Origin of the sequence: Lutibacter citreus, from assembly GCF_003260195.1 — a bacterium.
GTDB lineage: Bacteria > Bacteroidota > Bacteroidia > Flavobacteriales > Flavobacteriaceae > Lutibacter > Lutibacter citreus.
This window is the reverse complement of record NZ_QEIH01000001.1, coordinates 277,496-294,977: the sequence shown is the minus strand read 5'-3', so window position 1 is coordinate 294,977 and position 17,482 is coordinate 277,496. Positions and strand designations below refer to the sequence as shown.

Here is a 17,482-nt window from a genome sequence, read left to right as displayed (position 1 = left end):
CTGTGTTAATTTAGTATTGAGAAATTAAATTGGCACTATTTTTGATAAATAAAATAACTGTATTTTTTACTTTTATTCATAAAAAGTAAAAACATATTATTTACTCTCAACTAAAAAAAATGATAAAAAAAACGTATTTATTAATTGCTATTCTAACTTGTCAATTAGCCGCTTTTGGTCAAAATAAAACTCCTAACACTAAACCATCAATACTTGAAAAAGTTTACCTTCATACAGATAGATCATACTATAACTTAGGAGAATCTTTATGGTATAAGGCATATGTTACTGATGTAAAAGATAACAAACTTATAAACCACAGTAATTTATTATATGTTGAATTAGTTGCTTCAGATTCAACAATTGTAACTAAAAATACTACTTTTATAAATAATGGTCTTGGACATGGAGATTTCATTTTAAATGATTCTATTGGGGTTTCAGCTGGTACATATCAGCTAAGAGCTTACACAAATTGGATGCGAAATTTTAAAGATAATTTTGTATTTAAAAAGGAAATTGAAATTATTGATTTAAATGAGAAAAAGAAAATAGCTGAAACTTCAACTACTGAAGCTAAAAAGAAATCCAAATCCAACATAGAAATTCCAATTATTAAACAATATAAATCTATTGATCTTCAATTTTTTCCTGAAGGAGGTTCTTTAGTTTCCAATGTACCTTCTAGTATTGCTTTTAAAGCAACTGACAGTAACGGTTTCCCTATAAAAACTGAAGGAAGTATTTTTGATGATGATAACAATAAAGTTGCTTCATTTAAATCTATTCATGACGGTATGGGAAAATTTAAATTTATCCCTTTTAAAGACAAAACATATTATGCTGAAACTACAGACCTTAATGGTGAAAAAATAACTATTAAACTTCCAACAGTTTTAAATTCTGGCTTTACATTAGGAATAAGCAAATTGGATGAAAAACTTATTGGATCTATTAAAACAAATCAAGAAACTTTAAATAACAAACCATCTACTACCTTTAAAATTGAGCTTTCAATAAGAGGTGAAGTTTATTTTGAAGGAGCTATTACAGCTACCAAATTAAGTTCTGCATTTCTGTTACCTACAAAAGATATTCCAACTGGTATTGCTCAAATTACTATTTATGATGAACAAGGAAAACCACATGGCCAAAGACTTGTTTTTATTGAAGAGCAAAACAATAACTTTCAAGTAAATTTAAATACAAATAAAGGAGTTTATAAAACAAAGGAAAAAGTTAATATAGATATTTCAACAAAAACAACAGATGGCGCAGTGATTCCTTCTAGTTTTTCAATTGCAGTTACCGACTCTAATAATTTAGATGCAGGCTCAAATAATGGAATGAATATTAGTTCGTATTTTTTAATGCAATCAGATATAAAAGGAAAAGTACATAACCCTGGTTATTATTTTAATGATTCGAATGCTGATAGATTTCAAAACCTAGATTTATTATTATTAACACAAGGTTGGAGAGATTTTCTTTGGAAGAAAAACAACTCACTTTATAGCAAAGAATTTTTTAATGTTGAAAAAGGATTTTCTATTTCAGGAAAAGTTAAAAGACTTTTTTCTTCAACAATTAAAGAAAATAATGATGTTTATTTATATTATGTAAATCAGGGAAAATCTAATTTAAAATTTGATAAAACAGATAGTTTAGGAAGGTTTAAATTTAATAATTTGTTATTAATTGGAAAAACTGGTGTTCGCTTAAATGTTAAAGATAAAAAGCACAAGAATAAAGGTATGATTGTTTTAGATTCTGCGACAGTTGCTCCTTTACCTATTGATTTTAAAAATCTAAAACCGATTACTCAAGAAAAAAGTAAAACAGAAATAATTAAAGAAAATATTTTTAAAAAATTCATCAATTTCAATGTTCCAATGGATAATAGATTAGATGAAATTTTAATTATTGGTAAAAAGAAGGAAGAAGAAGATCAAAATGATTTTGGTTTTTCTGATCACCGTTATGTAGCATCTAAAGAAGATGCAAATTTCTCAAGCATTTATGATTTAATTCAATTTTCAATACCTGGTACTGTAATCGCTAATGATACTATAAGTTTTAGTAGAAATAATGGTGCTCCAGCATTAATAATTGTTGATGAGATGGAAACAGAGTCTACTGATGTTAGTGTAATTCCTCCTAGTAGTGTAGCCCGAATTGAGGCTTTAATTGGTGCTAATGCAGCTGGTTTTGGACCTAGAGGAGTTAATGGTGTTATTTTAATTTATACAAAAGACGGAAAAGGAATTCCAACCGAAAAAAGAAAATTCCATACAATTACTAAAATTATTGATGGGTTTTATAATGCCCGTAATTTCTATTCACCTAATTACGATGTGAAAAAAGAAAAAGCTTGGGATGAAACCGCTGATATTAGAAACACACTTTATTGGAATCCGTATGTACATCCTGATGCAAATGGAAACGTAAGCATTTCTTATTTTAATAGTGAGGTTAAAACAACCGTAAATATTTCTTTGGAAGGAATTACTCAAAATGGAATTCCAATTGTTATTAAAAAAAATTATTTAGTTGAATAAAAAAAATCAGGATGTTAAATAAATATTTATTTAACATCCTGATTTTTTTATTTTCTTTCAGATAAACTTTGTTCCATTATAACTAATGAAATAAAGTAGTCTCTTCAATTAAATTATGGGATTCTTCTGAACAATTGTAAAGAATTTTTAAAAATAATTTTCTTTTTTTCTATCCCAAAATTTCTCCAATATTTGGTTTAAAATAATTTGGACCTTTCATTACCTTACCATCTTCACGGTAAATTGGTTTTCCATCTGCACCAAGCTTACTCATATTACTTCGTTGAATTTCTTCAAAAACTTCTTCAATTTTATGTTGCATTCCGTGTTCTAGTATTGTACCACATAAAATATATAACATATCTCCAAGCGCATCAGCCACCTCTACAAGATCATTATTTTCAGCAGCTTCCAAATATTCTAAATTTTCTTCCTCCATTAAAGCAAAACGCAATTTCATCTTTTCTTTTGTTATTACTGTGGTTGGATACTGTTTAACACCTAACCCAAAAGCCTTATGAAACTTTTCTACTGCTTTTAATTTATTTTTCATAATAATAATTTACGTATTTTTGAGCTTAAATATACACATTAAATATGTTTACAAAAGGTCAATTAATATTTGCAGCTTGTTTTGTGATTGCATTTACACTCGCAATGATATGGAGCTATAGAAAAGATATAAAAATTCATAAAAAACATTATAAAAATACCTTTATTATTGTAATATCTTTATTTCTAGTTATTGTTGTATTTGCTTTAATAACTTTTTCGCTACACTAAATTTTCAACTTCACTTAAAATATGATGATCTAAAACAGTGAATCCTTGATCATTAAAGTGTACAGAAGATGAAAACTTAACATCAACCAATAAATTTTCCATTTGATAAGAATGAAGTTGGTGTACATTCTGCGCAAATGTTTCATCATGATATTGTATTAATACATACCATTCAGCATCTAACATTTTTATTTGGTTGTTAGACATATTATAAAAAGGACTTTCTTCATCAATTTCGTGCACCACCGTCCAGGTTGTTGTTAAATATTTTAATTTATCTAATTCTAAATTTAACTTATAAAAATTTCTTTTAAATCCTTTAGAGTGTTTATTATCCGTTAAAGAAAAAATTACAGTCACTTCAGGATCAATCATAATGTTAGGCCTACTATTCATTAGTTTAAACATTATTGCTTTTCCATTATTAAATTTTCTTAAAATAATATTTTCACTAAATCTAACTGCTGCTTTGGGTTTAGAAAACCTACCATACAGCAAACCTGTAATAAAAGAAAAACTTAATAAACCAACCAATGCTTGAAAACTTGAAATAAGATTCCCTAAAAAACCTTGTGGCGAAATACCTCCATAACCAACCGTGGTAATAGTTTGGGCACTAAAAAAGAATGCATTGAAAAAATCATCTAATAAATTTCCGGTTGGAGATGTAATTTCTTCAATTCCAATTAACAGATAAATAATCGCAAAAAATGAGTTAACAACTATATAAGATAAGAATACTAACAAGAAAAATTTAAACCAAGATATTTGAATTATGTATGAATAAATATCATTAATACTAAAAGCTTTATTTTTATGTAAAACATTAGAACCTCCTCTTTTATTTATTATACTTTTAGCTCCTTTACGTGATAAATAACCAAATCCCGGATCTTTAATTTTCTTCATATTAAATTTTGATCTGAATAAACCAAAAATAAAAAAGAGACTGTATAAAAGTTAATTTTTATTAACCTGAAATAAATTCAGAATAACGATTTTTATTAATTTTTAGATAGCCTCTTTTTTACCTCTATTTGTAATATTATACTAATTTACATTTGGTAATGTTGTATAATTTTTTGCATAACTTAACATTTGTTCCGTAAAACTCTTAGGTTGTACAACCTTTACATTAACAATGTTTCCATTTGCATCTAATTCAGGAGTTAACACAGGATTTACGAACCCACTATAAGGAGCCGATTTAAATTTACTGTTACGTTCTAAAACTTCTTTATGAATTGCCTGATCAACTTTTACACCATAATTTTCAACCAATGCTTTTCCTGCTTCAAAATCACCTTCAGATTTAATTCGTTGAATTTCTTTCAATAATTCTCCAAACAAATATCTAAGTTTTGCATAATCTCTAACAACAAAATAAGTTTTATTATCCTTAACTACTTTTTCTATCACATTATCACTTTTACCTTTTTCAAAAGCCCAAGCCGCAACTAATTGTCTGTTTCTCATATGAGCCTCTTCTATATCATCTCCTAAATTTAAACGAACTAATTGCGTTAATAATCCATTTCTAATATAACCGTCATAAGCTGCCTTACCAATTCCTGCTGCATTTGGAGAAATTTTCATTTCAACCAATTTTGTGTCAGGTAAATAATACAAACCAACTAAATCTGCACGAGCCTCCTCTAAAGTTGATGCATAATTTTGTAAAGTTTCTTTTGGCTGCCCTACTCCTGGATTAATTTTTCCACTTGCATGACCAATTACTTCATGTAATGATGTATGTAATTTATCAGCTGTTTCTCCGTATTTTATTTCAGCATTTATCTCATCTTCATCATAAGCAAACTCTTTTAATCTGTCTGTTCCTCCAGCTTGGCTATATGCTTCAATTAAATTTCCTAATGAAACAGATTTAGAACCATGATGTTGGCGTATCCAATTATTATTTGGTAGGTTAACACCAATTGGAGTAGAAGGTGAAGAATCACCAGCTTCAGAGGCCACATTAACTGTTTTATATGAAACCCCTACAACATTTTTCTTTTTGTGTTCAGGTAATAGTGTTGAATTGTCTTCAAACCATTGCGCATTTTCAGATACAACGGCCATTTTTTTAGACATATCAAAATCCTTAATTTGAATAACTGTTTCGTATGATCCTCTATAAGCTTTTGGATCGTTATAAACTTCAATAAATCCATTTATGTAATCAATATCTCCTTCGGTATTTGTAGCCCAAGCAATATTATAATCATCCCAAATTTCTAGATCTCCAGTTTCATAATACTTAATAAGCAATTTAATAGCATTGGCTTGTTTTTCATTTTCAGCAACTTCACTTGCTTTTGTTAACCAGTACACAATCTTTTCAATTGATTTGCTATACATTCCTCCTACTTTCCAAACTTTTTCTTCTAAAGATCCATCTGCTTTTTTAACCAACTTAGAATTTAATCCGTATTCAATCGGTGTATCATCAGTTCTGTCTACTTTAGCCGCATAATAATTGTCAATATCTTTAGCTGTTACATTTGGCGAATAGAAATTAACTGCAGAACCTGCAATTAAACCTTTACTTTCATCTAAATTTACTTTTTTACTATCAGAATCATTAAAAAGAACATCATAAGCTTCTCCTTTAAGAGTTGTGTTTGTTGCTTTTAAAAGTGAATTAAAATATTCTTTTGAAAATTCAGGAATAAATTTATCGTTTGAATAATGATGATGAATTCCGTTTGAAAACCAAATACGCTTTAAATAAGTTTCAAAATCAGCCCAATCTTTAGTTGTTTTATCTCCTGTATAATTTTGATAAATATTTTCTAAATCTCTTCTAATCTCTAAATTATGACGGTAGTTTTGATCATACATAATATCTCTACCTGATAATCCTGCCTGAGATAAGAAATAAACCAATTTTTTTTGTCTTAATGAAAGCTCATCAAAACCGGGGATTTGATATCTTAAAATCTTTATATCAGCAAATTGCTCTAAATTATAATTAAAAGCTTCTTCAACTTTTACTTTATTTTCAACTTCTTTTTCTTGTTTACAAGAAAATATTGTTAACGTTGAAATTAACAATAACATTAAATATTTAATCTTCATTTTCTACTTTTTAATTTTAAAATCCAAATTTAGTGAATTTAAAATATTATAATTGTTAAATTAGCATTGTAACTTTGTTTAATTCCCTTTTTTATGAAATATCTAAAATATATTCTATTATTAGTTTTAATTTTAACTATTGGTTTTTCCATATACATTTCTACACTAGATTCAGAATACGATGTTAGTGCTAACAAAACCATAAAAGCGCCAAAAGAATTAATTTTTAACACAATAAACGACTATAAAACTTGGCAACATTGGGGACCTTGGTACGAGATAGACCCAACAATTGTTGCGTCATATCCTGATGTTACTTCTGGCATTGGAGCCAGTTATAGTTGGATAGGTAAAGAAGGAAATGGATCTATGAAAACACTTTCTTTAGTTCCAAACAAAGAGATTATTCAACAAATAGATTTTGGAACAGGTAGTACGCCTGAAATATATTGGGATATTAATTATACTGAAAACGGAAATAAAGTTACCTGGGGAATGCGTGGTAAAAGCACCTTTACAGAAAAAGCATATTGGCTAACCCAAGGTGGTATAGAAAAAAACATGACTCCAATGTACAATAGAGGTCTTGAATTACTTGAAACCTACCTTTTAAAGGAAATGGATAAACATTCTTTTAAAATTATTGGCGAAGTTGAGCATGGAGGTGGGTTTTATTTATATCAAAAAACAACTTGTAAAACAACTGAAGCTGACATATTAATGGGTAAAATGTTCACTGAAGTACAAGAATATATGACATTGAATTCTATTGACTCTGCTGGTAAACCATTTCTATTAACTCATAATTGGGATGAAACTAACAATTCAACAACGTTTTCGACTTGTATACCTGTTAGTGAAAAAATTAATACTTCGTCTTCTATTCTAACTGGTCTTTTAGAGCCTCAAAAAACTTTTAAAACCATTTACAAAGGAAGTTACCAATATTCCTACAAAGCGTGGGAAGCAGCCTATAAAGCACTTTCTGAACAAGGATTTACCCAATTGGAAAATGGAGAACCATATGAAGTTTATAAAATAAGACCTATTGATAATCCAAACCCTGCAAGTTGGATTACAGAAATTTATATTCCAATAGAATAGAGGCTCATTTAACTAAACTTGATTGTATCTAAAACAACTGGAAACGTGATCATTAATCATTCCAGTTGCTTGCATATGTGCATAAATTACTGTTGAACCAACAAATTTAAAACCTCTCTTTTTTAAATCTTTTGAAATTAAATCAGAAATCTTAGTAGTTGCAGGCACATCATTTAAATCTTTCCAATTATTTTTTATTGATTTTCCATTGGTGAAACCCCAAATATATTTTGAAAACGAGCCAAATTCTTTCTGAATTATCATAAAAGAACTAGCATTGGCTATTGTTGCTTTTATTTTAAGTTTATTTCTGATAATTCCGGCATTATTAATTAATTCTTCAAACTTATCTTCCTTATAATTTGCTATTATTTTATAATTGAAATTATCAAAAGCAGCTCTAAAATTTTCTCTTTTCCTTAAAACAGTTATCCAACTTAATCCAGCTTGAAATGTTTCTAAAATTAAAAACTCAAATAATTTCTCATCATCATAAACCGGAACTCCCCATTCTTTATCGTGGTATTCAATATAAAGTGGGTCATTTCCACACCATGCACATCTAGTTTTATTCATACTTATACAATAATTTATAATGTTTTTTAATCTAACTCAGAAAACAACTAATATTTAGATAGATAAATTTAATTTAAATATACGTACCTTAATATCATATTAAAATACCCAGCTAATTATTTTTAAATAATATACTTCTTTACTGGAACGATTTTTGTTGAAATTAAATAGTTAAATACCATAGTCATGAAAAAAATAATATCATTTATTGTAATCCTATCATTCATAATTAGCTGTGGTTCAACCACCAAAACCGCACCCAGCGAAAAACAACTTCCGGAAGGAGCGGTTAGAATAGCAAATGATAAATTAGAGTACGAAATAATAATTATAGATCCTGGTTTTCAAACATATTTAATTTCTATTGCTAAACCTAAAAATTTCTATTCTCAAAATTATTATGAAATAAGAAATAATTTTTATGTTACCGAATGGAATATTAGACATAAAAATCCTTTAAAATTTAATAGTAACATTTATGAAAATGAAATAAACTATGATGTACATACAGATTATGGATTAGAAGTGAATTATAAACTCTATAATTATTTTAAATTTGTTGAATACAAATACAAACAAGTATTCTAAAAATAGCATAAAAAAGACCCACAAATTGTGGGTCTTTTTTATATTGAATAAAACCTAACTAGTTAAAATGAAAATTTCAATTAAACTTTTTCAGCAACTGAAACTTTAACATTCTTTAAAGCTTTTATTTGTTTATTTACAACCTCCTCAGGTCCTTCAAACACTTGTTTTTCAACTATAGATTTACCATTTTCAGTAATAGAAGTTATGACAGTAGCTTTTACTGTTCCATCAACATTAGACTCCATTTCTACTTTAATATCTTTTGTAATTTGCTCAGACACTAATTCAGTAGCTTCACTTTCAGATGAATATTCAGCTAAATCAGTTGAACTAATAGCGATACTTGGTGCAATTACCAAAGCTACAACAGACATTAACTTTAACAAAATATTTAATGACGGCCCTGATGTATCTTTAAATGGATCCCCAACAGTATCACCAACAACAGACGCTTTATGAGCATCCGTTCCTTTTCTACCATCTTCTTCTATTGTTTTTTTAGCATTATCCCAAGCACCTCCTGCATTTGACTGAAAAATAGCCATTAAAACACCACAAGTTGTAACTCCAGCCAGTAATCCTCCAAGCATTTCAGCACCACCAATAAAACCTACCGCAACTGGAACTAATATTGCTAATAAACCAGGTAATACCATTTCTCTAATAGATGCTTTCGTAGAAATATCAATACATTTTCCGTAATCTGCAACACCATCAGCAGCATCAAAAATTGCTCTATCTTCTTTAGAAGCTTTTGTCATATCAGAATCATACTTACGCATAACTCCTAAGGCTGCTTTTAACTCAGGAATATCTCTAAATTGGCGGCGCACTTCCTCAATCATTGCCATTGCAGCTCTACCTACAGCATTCATTGATAATGCAGAAAATACAAATGGTAACATTCCACCAACTAGTAAACCTGCCATAATTTGAGGCTGAGATACATCAATAGCAGTAACATTAGCCGTTTTCATAAAGGCAGCAAATAAAGCCAAGGCAGTTAACGCTGCAGAAGCAATAGCAAACCCTTTTCCAACTGCTGCGGTTGTATTACCAACAGCATCTAATTTATCTGTACGTTCACGAACTTCCTTAGGTAATTCTGCCATTTCAGCAATTCCACCAGCATTATCACAAATAGGACCATAAGCATCAACTGCTAATTGAATTCCTGTATTTGCTAACATACCCACTGCTGCAATTGCAATACCATATAATCCTGCAAAATAATGTGAAACCATAATTGCTGCTGCAATTAAAAGAATTGGAATAGCTGTACTCATCATACCAACACCTAATCCTGCAATAATATTTGTAGCTGCTCCTGTTTCAGATTGCTTTACAATTGACATTACTGGTTTTTTACCAGTAGCCGTATAATATTCTGTTATTTTTCCAACACCCAAACCTGCAACTAAACCTGCTATGGTTGCCCAAAACACACCCATTGCTCCAAAAGGCAAACCTTCTACAGCTTCTGGAATTAATGCATTAATTATAAAGTAAGATGCTACAACCATTAATGCTGCTGATCCAAACTCTCCTATATTCAAAGCTGTTTGAGGATTACCACCATCTTTTACTTTTACAAAGAATGTTCCTAATATAGACATTAAAATACCTACAGCGCCAAGTACTAAAGGCAAGTATACGGCTCCTAACCCATCCAAATTAGGTGTTAAAATAAAAGCTCCCAATACCATAGTACCAATAATTGAACCTACATATGATTCAAATAAATCAGCTCCCATACCCGCAACATCTCCTACATTATCTCCTACGTTATCTGCAATAGTAGCAGGGTTTAACGGGTGATCTTCAGGTATCCCAGCTTCTACTTTACCCACTAAATCTGCTCCAACATCGGCCGCTTTGGTATAAATACCACCACCCACACGAGCAAATAAGGCTATAGATGAAGCTCCCAATGAAAAACCTGAAAGCACATTTAAAACCATTGATAAATTTTCAGCTCCAGGCCATAAGCTTTGGTATAACATAAATAAACCACTTAAACCTAAAATACCTAAACCTACAACACCTAAGCCCATTACAGCACCACCAGCAAAAGCAACTTCTAGTGCTTTCCCTAATGATTCTTTAGCAGCTTGTGTTGTTCTAACATTTGCTTTAGTTGCGACTTTCATTCCTATGAATCCAGCTAAAGCTGAACATACAGCTCCAATAATAAATGATACTGCTACCATTCCGTTTGAACCTACTTCATTTGATCCTTTAAAAAATAACAATATGGCAACTGCTACTACAAAAATAGCAAGTACTTTATATTCTGCTTTTAAAAAGGCCATTGCTCCTACAGCAATATTTTTGGCTATTCTAGCCATTTTCGCATCTCCTCCGTCTTGTTTTGATACCCAATTATTTTTGAGAAAAACAAACGCAAGAGCAACAACCCCAAATAAGGGTAAATAATTTACTAATAAATTCATTTGATTATTTTGTTAATTTAATTAATTAATTTTGGTTGGTTAAATGTAACAAAATGGAATTAATAAAAAAAACCACCTTTAAAAATTAAAGATGGTTCAATGTTATTTGTAAATTCTTAGGAATCTTATATTGTAAAGGTTCTTTTCTTTTTGTGTTCACTATTTTCATAGCGTTCAATACATTCATGATAAATTTTAATCGCTGCCTCTGCATCTCCCCAACCACCTGTATCAACTTTCTTTTCCTCTAAATCTTTATAAACTTGAAAAAAATGTTCTATTTCTTTTAATCTATGAGGGTTTATATGAGATATATCTAGTCTTTTACTCCAAATAGGGTCAGAAACGGGTACACAAATTATTTTTTCATCTGGTCCTTTTTCATCAGTCATATAAAAAACTCCAATTGGTCTAACTTCCATAACAACCATAGGGTAACTTGGCTCAGAACATAAAACTAATACATCTAGTGGATCTTTATCCAATGCTAAAGTTTCAGGAATAAATCCATAATCTCCAGGATACATCATTGATGAAAATAACATTCTATCGAATCTAATTTTGTGTAAAGTAAAATCATATTCATATTTATTTCTACTTCCTTTTGGAATCTCTATTAGTACATCAAATGTTTCAGCTTTCTTTGTTTTTACTTGCTCTTTTTCTTTACCACTCATATTTCTTATGATTTAATTTCTGCAAAAATACAAAAACGTTACATTTTCTTTGTTAATAAAACTTAAATTTTAAAAATGAAATCCAAAAGCTCCTTTGATTGCAAAATTATTGGCGCCAGGCACATCTTTATAATTACCTCTCCAGCTAAAATCAATTCTAAAAACTTTTAATATATTACCAATACCTACGCTATATTCGTAATAACCATCAGTTGGGGCTACATAATTTATGTTTGAAGCATTTAAAGCTAAATTTTCTTTTGAAATTTCTCCCCAAACACCTTTTACACCTACTATTTCTCTTAAATTTAATTTTCTTAATAATGGAATCCGTGACAAAAACCTACCATTAAAACTATGCTCAATATGAAGAGAAGCATACGTATCTGTTACAAATTCGTAATAATTTAATAATGAATAAGTATTTTCAATTGTAAAATATGATTGATTTCCTGGAACAACATTTAATAAACCTAGAGGAACTTCTCCAAAGGTTTTACCAACTTCAAAGGTTGTGAACATTCTTCCAAAACCTCCAATTAATATTGGCTGTCTATAATAAAATTGTAATTTTTGATAATCAAAATCACTATTAATAACCCCTTTAATTCCTTGAGAATAATTTAAAAATAATGTTGAGTAAGTATCTGAAACTTCATTACGTTCTACCCCATAACCTATGGTTTTTCTATTTGGTGTAAATTTAATTGAAAAATTAACTTCAGATTGAATTAAATCTGATCTACTTATGTTATTTACTTTATCAACCCAATAATCCAAATTAAAGGTATCTGACGATGCCGATTCTAAAGTTCTATATGATGCTCCTAATTTAAATTTAAGGTTCTTGCTTGGCTCAATAGACATAAAAACATTTGATAAATTAATTGAAGTTAATTTACTATTGTCTCCACTTGCAAAAAATGAAGATGAAGCAAAACTTCTTCCTAAAATATCATTTGTAGTGGTTAAACTTACTCCTATTTGTTCAACATCTCTCCTATTCCCACCTCCAATGGTAAACCTACTTTTTGGATTTACCATCCATTTACCAGACATTCCATATTTAAACTTATTATCATCAAAACCATAAGCCGTATAACCTTGTAACCTCCAAGGTTCATTTCCCCCTAAATAGGTTCGCCCACCTGCTCTTAGTCTTAAACCTTCAACATCATTTTTTCCAATTGTTGAATAAATTGATCCAAAATCAAAGTTATTAAACTCTATATATCCAGAGCCCAATATTGAAATTGTGTTGTATATTTTTTTAAATTTAGGAACTGTTGTTAGTGTATCTAACATTTTATAAATACCTAATTCATTTTTATTTAGCTTTTCTTGCCTATTTTCGCTCCAATAATCATTGGCTTTATTATATATTTTTTTATCGTAAACATCTACCTTCTCAGCATAAAATTTTGAAGGTTTCTCTTCATTAAATTTATAATCCTTATACATTGTTGTTCTCCTACCGTAGACTCCTTTTGATTTATCTTTTTTATTAAGACTAAAATCAGAAAGCATATGATCTCTTTTCAATAAAAAAACTGAATCGTTTAAAACATCAAATTCTTGCTCTATATAAATATCCTTTACCCAGTTAATGTTTGCACTTCTGGTAGCTTGCATATTAATTTCTTTAACTGCAAAAGTTGAATCGTTTACCCAAAAATCTCCTTTAAACGTTAATTCTCCTTTCCTTCTAGGATAATACAAAATGTTATAACACCATTTATTATCTATATAAGCACTATCTGTTAAAACGTAATTATAAGTAGAAATACCAGAAGCCTTAGAAATTGGACTCACAAAACTTTTATCAAAAATTTTAATATAGCTATCGTAAATATCATAATCTACATATAAATCTTTTATAAAAGCAATAACATTTTGATTAGAATTAAACCCTGAATTTTTATTTGCTTTTAAATCTTCTCTTAACTTATGCCCTCCCTTATTTTTACCATAAGAATCATAAACAGATTCATTTATAAAAATTGGTAAAAAAGCTTTACCGGTAATTCGTGAAGTATCAATACTTTCAAAAATAAACTCCATACCTTTAAACAGCTTTTTCTCCATCATTACACTGTCTATATTATTCATATCAAACTCTAACTTCTCGTACTTTTCGTACTGATATTGATCGAATAAATGAATACCGTTTTTACGCTGCTTCTCCCAAATTTTCTTAAGAATTGCAATGGCTGGATTCCCTTTTTTCTTTACTTTCCCTGAATAAATAAAAACTTCTTTTAATTGAGAAGCTGCCTCTTCAAGTGTAATTACCATTTTAAAATCTCTACTTTTTACAGGGATAATTTTAGTTTCGTACCCTAAAAAAGAGACTTCCACTTCATTATATGTTTTGTTAGATTCTAGATAAAATTTTCCATTCTCATCAGATACGGTACCAATAGTTGAACCTACAAATAAAATATTTGCAAATGGAATAGATTCATTTTGAGCATCTATTACTGTTCCACTAATTTTCACCTGAGAGAAAACTGTTGCACTAACTACAAACAGTATACAAAATAAGTAATATTTGTTTTTCATAATAAAAAAATTCCTTCCAAGATTAACTTGAAAGGAATTATTAACGCAAATTTTATGCCTTTATTTTAAATACATTACATCTTTTACCGCTTTAACAACATCGTTAAAGTTTGGCAACCATTCTTCCATTAAAACAGGAGAATAAGCTGCTGGAGTATCTGCAGTTGTAATTCTTCTAACAGGTGCATCTAAATAATCAAATATATTTTCTTGAACTTGAAAAGTAATTTCTGAAGAAATACTAGCAAACGGCCAAGACTCTTCTAAAACAACCAAACGATTTGTTTTTTTAACTGAAGTAAAAATAGCTTCAAAATCCATTGGTCTAATAGTTCTCATATCAATAATTTCACAAGAAATTCCTTCTTTTTCTAAAACGTCAGCTGCTTTATATGCTTCTTTAATAATTTTCCCCCAAGAAACTATGGTAACATCTGTACCTTCTCTTTTAATATCTGCAACTCCAATAGGAATAATGTAATCTCCTTCAGGAATATCCATTTTATCACCATACATCTGTTCAGATTCCATAAAAATAACAGGATCATCATCTCTTATTGCTGCCTTTAATAAACCTTTTGCATCATAAGGATTTGATGGTATAATAACTTTTAAACCAGGTGTATTTGCAAACCAGTTTTCAAATGCTTGTGAATGCGTAGCTCCTAATTGACCGGCAGAACCAGTTGGACCTCTAAATACTATTGGACAATGTAATTGACCTCCAGACATTTGTCTGATTTTTGCTGCATTGTTAATTATCTGATCAATACCGACTAAAGCAAAATTGAACGTCATAAATTCAACAATTGGCCTGTTACCATTCATTGCAGCTCCAACAGAAATACCTGCAAAACCTAATTCCGCAATTGGAGAATCAATAACTCTCTTTGCACCAAATTCATCTAGCATTCCTTTTGAAGCTTTGTATGCTCCATTATATTCAGCAACTTCTTCACCAATTAAAAAGATAGATTCATCTCTTCTCATCTCTTCGCTCATTGCTTCACAAATAGCTTGTCTAAATTGTATTGTCTTCATTATATAATTTTTATGGAATTGCAAAAGTAATGAATTCTGAATTTACATTCAAAAAAATAATACTTTATAAAATTTTACTATGCACGCATAGTATTTTTTAAAAAAAGTAGTATATTCGTAAAAATTAAATGCGTAAGTCATTAATCTTACACTAAAAATCTAAAAAAATATCAAAATGAAAATATTAGTCTGTATTAGTCATGTACCCGATACAACATCGAAAATTAATTTTACGGATAACGACACAAAATTCGATACTAATGGCGTACAATTTGTAATTAATCCATATGATGAATTTGCATTAACTAGAGCCATGTGGTTTAAAGAAAAACAAGGTGCAACTATAACTGTTGTTAATGTTGGTAATGCTTCTACAGAACCTACTTTGCGTAAAGCATTAGCAATTGGAGCAGACAATGCTATTAGAGTAAATATGGAAGCTATTGATGGTTTTTCTGTTGCACAAGAACTAGCTGAAGTAGTGAAGAGCGGAGAGTACAATCTTGTTTTAGCTGGTAAAGAATCTATTGATTATAATGGAGGAATGGTTCCTGGAATGCTTGCTTCTATACTAGATTATAACTTTGTAAATGCATGTATTGGTTTAGAAGTTGAAGGAGATAAAGCAACTATCTCTAGAGAAATTGACGGAGGAAAAGAGATTCTTTCTTGTAATTTACCTTTAGTTATTGCGGGTCAAAAAGGTTTAGTTGAAGAAAAGGACTTAAAAATTCCTAATATGCGAGGTATCATGATGGCTCGTAAAAAACCACTTTCTGTAATTGAACCTGTTAGTTCTGAAACTACTACTTCTACTAAATCATTTGATAAACCAGCAGCGAAATCTGCTTGTAAAATTGTTGAAGCAGATAATGTTGAAGAACTAATAAATTTACTTCATAACGAAGCAAAGGTTATTTAAATTTTCAATTTTAATAACATATAAGTATTATAAAAAATCAAAAATAACATTTTAGAAAAAGAATTAAATTCTTAATCTAAAATCTAAAACCTAAAAATATGTCAGTTTTAGTTTTTGCCGAATCAACTTCGGAAGGAAAATTTAAAAAAACCTCGTTTGAAGTAACTTCTTACGGAAAAAAAATAGCAGAAGAATTAGCAACTAACTTGGTAGTTTTATCCATAAATGCATCTGAAAATGAAGCATTGTATAAATATGGAGCAGAAAAAGTACTAAATGTCTCAAATGCTGAGCTTTCTTCATTTAATGCTAAAAATTACACATCTATTATAGTGCAAGCTGCTGAAAAAGAAAATGCGCAAGTTATTATTATAGACTCAAATGCAAATGGATTATATATTGCGCCAATGGTTGCAGTTAATTTAAAAGCAGGATATGCAAGCAATGTAGTTGAAATTCCAAGTTCCACTGCTCCTTTTACAGTTAAACGTAAAGCTTTTTCAAACAAAGCTTTTAACAATTGTAGTATTTCAACAGATGTAAAAATTATTGGTTTAGCTAAAAATTCTTACGGTCTTTTTGAAAATGAAGTTTCAGGATCTATAGAAGATTTTTCTCCAGTAATAACAGAAAACAACTTAAAATCTGAATCAATTGAACAAACAACAGGAAAAGTTACTATCGCCGATGCCGATATTGTTGTTTCAGGAGGTAGAGGATTAAAAGGACCTGAAAATTGGGGAATGATAGAAGAATTAGCTTCTATATTAGGAGCTGCAACAGCATGTTCTAAACCAGTTTCTGATTTAGGTTGGAGATCTCACAGCGAACATGTTGGGCAAACAGGAAAACCAGTTGCAGCAAATTTATACATAGCAATTGGAATCTCAGGAGCAATTCAACATTTAGCTGGTATTAATTCATCTAAAGTAAAAGTAGTGATTAATACAGACCCTGATGCTCCGTTTTTTAAGGCTGCCGATTATGGAATTGTAGGTGATGCTTTTGAAGTTGTTCCTAAATTAATTGAAAAGTTAAAAGAATTTAAAGTAAATAACGCATAATTTTATTAAATTGTGCCTCTTAACAAGGCTGTCTAATTTTTTGACATTGTTGTCCTTAAATTAGACAGTT

The 17,482-nt window shown here is 29.6% G+C and carries 13 protein-coding genes; 5 read left to right on the top strand and 8 right to left on the bottom strand.

Translation table 11 applies throughout. The features are described 5' to 3' along the window. Window positions 1-119 precede the first annotated feature (119 nt). A complete protein-coding gene (locus DAD81_RS01140; protein ID WP_111706387.1) occupies window positions 120-2,558 on the top strand; it encodes a TonB-dependent receptor in 2,439 nt (812 codons plus the stop codon). Window positions 2,559-2,727: 169 nt separating this feature from the next. Here the strand turns inward: DAD81_RS01140 and DAD81_RS01135 are convergent, their stop codons facing one another. From DAD81_RS01135 to DAD81_RS01120, 3 genes are all read right to left on the bottom strand, one after another. After that, complete coding sequence (locus tag DAD81_RS01135; RefSeq protein ID WP_111706386.1) at window positions 2,728-3,111, bottom strand: pyrophosphohydrolase domain-containing protein; 384 nt, start codon at window positions 3,109-3,111, stop codon at window positions 2,728-2,730. Between the two features lie 221 nt (window positions 3,112-3,332). Then, on the bottom strand, window positions 3,333-4,250 hold the full coding sequence (locus tag DAD81_RS01125; RefSeq protein WP_111706384.1) for an ion channel: 918 nt from the start codon (window positions 4,248-4,250) through the stop codon (window positions 3,333-3,335). A gap of 141 nt (window positions 4,251-4,391) precedes the next feature. Beyond that, window positions 4,392-6,422, bottom strand: a complete 2,031-nt coding sequence (locus tag DAD81_RS01120) for a dipeptidyl-peptidase 3 family protein (RefSeq protein WP_111706383.1) — start codon at window positions 6,420-6,422, stop codon at window positions 4,392-4,394. Window positions 6,423-6,515: 93 nt separating this feature from the next. On the opposite strand from DAD81_RS01120, the gene DAD81_RS01115 reads away from it, so the two are divergent. Next, a complete protein-coding gene (locus DAD81_RS01115) occupies window positions 6,516-7,526 on the top strand; it encodes an SRPBCC family protein (RefSeq protein ID WP_111706382.1) in 1,011 nt (336 codons plus the stop codon). Window positions 7,527-7,538: 12 nt separating this feature from the next. On the opposite strand, the gene DAD81_RS01110 is transcribed toward DAD81_RS01115, so the two are convergent. Beyond that, window positions 7,539-8,102: a DNA-3-methyladenine glycosylase I gene (locus tag DAD81_RS01110; protein ID WP_111706381.1), complete on the bottom strand. Its 564-nt coding sequence runs from the start codon at window positions 8,100-8,102 to the stop codon at window positions 7,539-7,541. A 186-nt stretch (window positions 8,103-8,288) separates the two neighbouring features. Here DAD81_RS01110 and DAD81_RS01105 point away from each other — a divergent pair, with 186 nt between their 5' ends. Beyond that, on the top strand, window positions 8,289-8,690 hold the full coding sequence (locus DAD81_RS01105; RefSeq protein WP_111706380.1) for a DUF6146 family protein: 402 nt from the start codon (window positions 8,289-8,291) through the stop codon (window positions 8,688-8,690). Between the two features lie 80 nt (window positions 8,691-8,770). On the opposite strand, the gene DAD81_RS01100 is transcribed toward DAD81_RS01105, so the two are convergent. The 4 genes from DAD81_RS01100 to DAD81_RS01085 all read right to left on the bottom strand — a co-directional run bounded on the left by DAD81_RS01100 (window position 8,771) and on the right by DAD81_RS01085 (window position 15,426). Next, entirely contained in the window at window positions 8,771-11,146 is a 2,376-nt protein-coding gene (locus DAD81_RS01100) for a sodium-translocating pyrophosphatase (RefSeq protein ID WP_111706379.1), read from the bottom strand. A gap of 125 nt (window positions 11,147-11,271) precedes the next feature. Beyond that, window positions 11,272-11,823 (bottom strand): inorganic diphosphatase, encoded by a 552-nt coding sequence (locus tag DAD81_RS01095; RefSeq protein WP_111706378.1) that lies wholly within the window; start codon window positions 11,821-11,823, stop codon window positions 11,272-11,274. Between the two features lie 69 nt (window positions 11,824-11,892). Next, window positions 11,893-14,385, bottom strand: coding sequence for a DUF5686 and carboxypeptidase-like regulatory domain-containing protein (locus DAD81_RS01090; RefSeq protein ID WP_111706377.1), 2,493 nt, complete (start codon window positions 14,383-14,385; stop codon window positions 11,893-11,895). Between the two features lie 60 nt (window positions 14,386-14,445). Then, window positions 14,446-15,426 carry a pyruvate dehydrogenase complex E1 component subunit beta gene (locus DAD81_RS01085; RefSeq protein ID WP_111706376.1) on the bottom strand — a complete coding sequence of 327 codons (981 nt, stop codon included), beginning with the start codon at window positions 15,424-15,426 and terminating at the stop codon, window positions 14,446-14,448. Window positions 15,427-15,601: 175 nt separating this feature from the next. On the opposite strand from DAD81_RS01085, the gene DAD81_RS01080 reads away from it, so the two are divergent. Both DAD81_RS01080 and DAD81_RS01075 read left to right on the top strand, forming a co-directional pair. After that, window positions 15,602-16,348 carry an electron transfer flavoprotein subunit beta/FixA family protein gene (locus tag DAD81_RS01080; protein WP_111706375.1) on the top strand — a complete coding sequence of 249 codons (747 nt, stop codon included), beginning with the start codon at window positions 15,602-15,604 and terminating at the stop codon, window positions 16,346-16,348. A gap of 98 nt (window positions 16,349-16,446) precedes the next feature. Continuing rightward, window positions 16,447-17,412: an electron transfer flavoprotein subunit alpha/FixB family protein gene (locus tag DAD81_RS01075; RefSeq protein ID WP_111706374.1), complete on the top strand. Its 966-nt coding sequence runs from the start codon at window positions 16,447-16,449 to the stop codon at window positions 17,410-17,412. The last annotated feature ends 70 nt before the right edge of the window (window positions 17,413-17,482 follow it).

Excerpts from the sequence above, each read along its gene's own strand:
- DAD81_RS01140 (WP_111706387.1), top strand. The coding sequence starts at position 120 with ATGATAAAAAAAACGTATTTATTAATTGCTATTCTAACTTGTCAATTA.
- DAD81_RS01135 (WP_111706386.1), bottom strand. The coding sequence starts at position 3,111 with ATGAAAAATAAATTAAAAGCAGTAGAAAAGTTTCATAAGGCTTTTGGG.
- DAD81_RS01125 (WP_111706384.1), bottom strand. The coding sequence starts at position 4,250 with ATGAAGAAAATTAAAGATCCGGGATTTGGTTATTTATCACGTAAAGGA.
- DAD81_RS01120 (WP_111706383.1), bottom strand. The coding sequence starts at position 6,422 with ATGAAGATTAAATATTTAATGTTATTGTTAATTTCAACGTTAACAATA.
- DAD81_RS01115 (WP_111706382.1), top strand. The coding sequence starts at position 6,516 with ATGAAATATCTAAAATATATTCTATTATTAGTTTTAATTTTAACTATT.
- DAD81_RS01110 (WP_111706381.1), bottom strand. The coding sequence starts at position 8,102 with ATGAATAAAACTAGATGTGCATGGTGTGGAAATGACCCACTTTATATT.
- DAD81_RS01105 (WP_111706380.1), top strand. The coding sequence starts at position 8,289 with ATGAAAAAAATAATATCATTTATTGTAATCCTATCATTCATAATTAGC.
- DAD81_RS01100 (WP_111706379.1), bottom strand. The coding sequence starts at position 11,146 with ATGAATTTATTAGTAAATTATTTACCCTTATTTGGGGTTGTTGCTCTT.
- DAD81_RS01095 (WP_111706378.1), bottom strand. The coding sequence starts at position 11,823 with ATGAGTGGTAAAGAAAAAGAGCAAGTAAAAACAAAGAAAGCTGAAACA.
- DAD81_RS01090 (WP_111706377.1), bottom strand. The coding sequence starts at position 14,385 with ATGAAAAACAAATATTACTTATTTTGTATACTGTTTGTAGTTAGTGCA.
- DAD81_RS01085 (WP_111706376.1), bottom strand. The coding sequence starts at position 15,426 with ATGAAGACAATACAATTTAGACAAGCTATTTGTGAAGCAATGAGCGAA.
- DAD81_RS01080 (WP_111706375.1), top strand. The coding sequence starts at position 15,602 with ATGAAAATATTAGTCTGTATTAGTCATGTACCCGATACAACATCGAAA.
- DAD81_RS01075 (WP_111706374.1), top strand. The coding sequence starts at position 16,447 with ATGTCAGTTTTAGTTTTTGCCGAATCAACTTCGGAAGGAAAATTTAAA.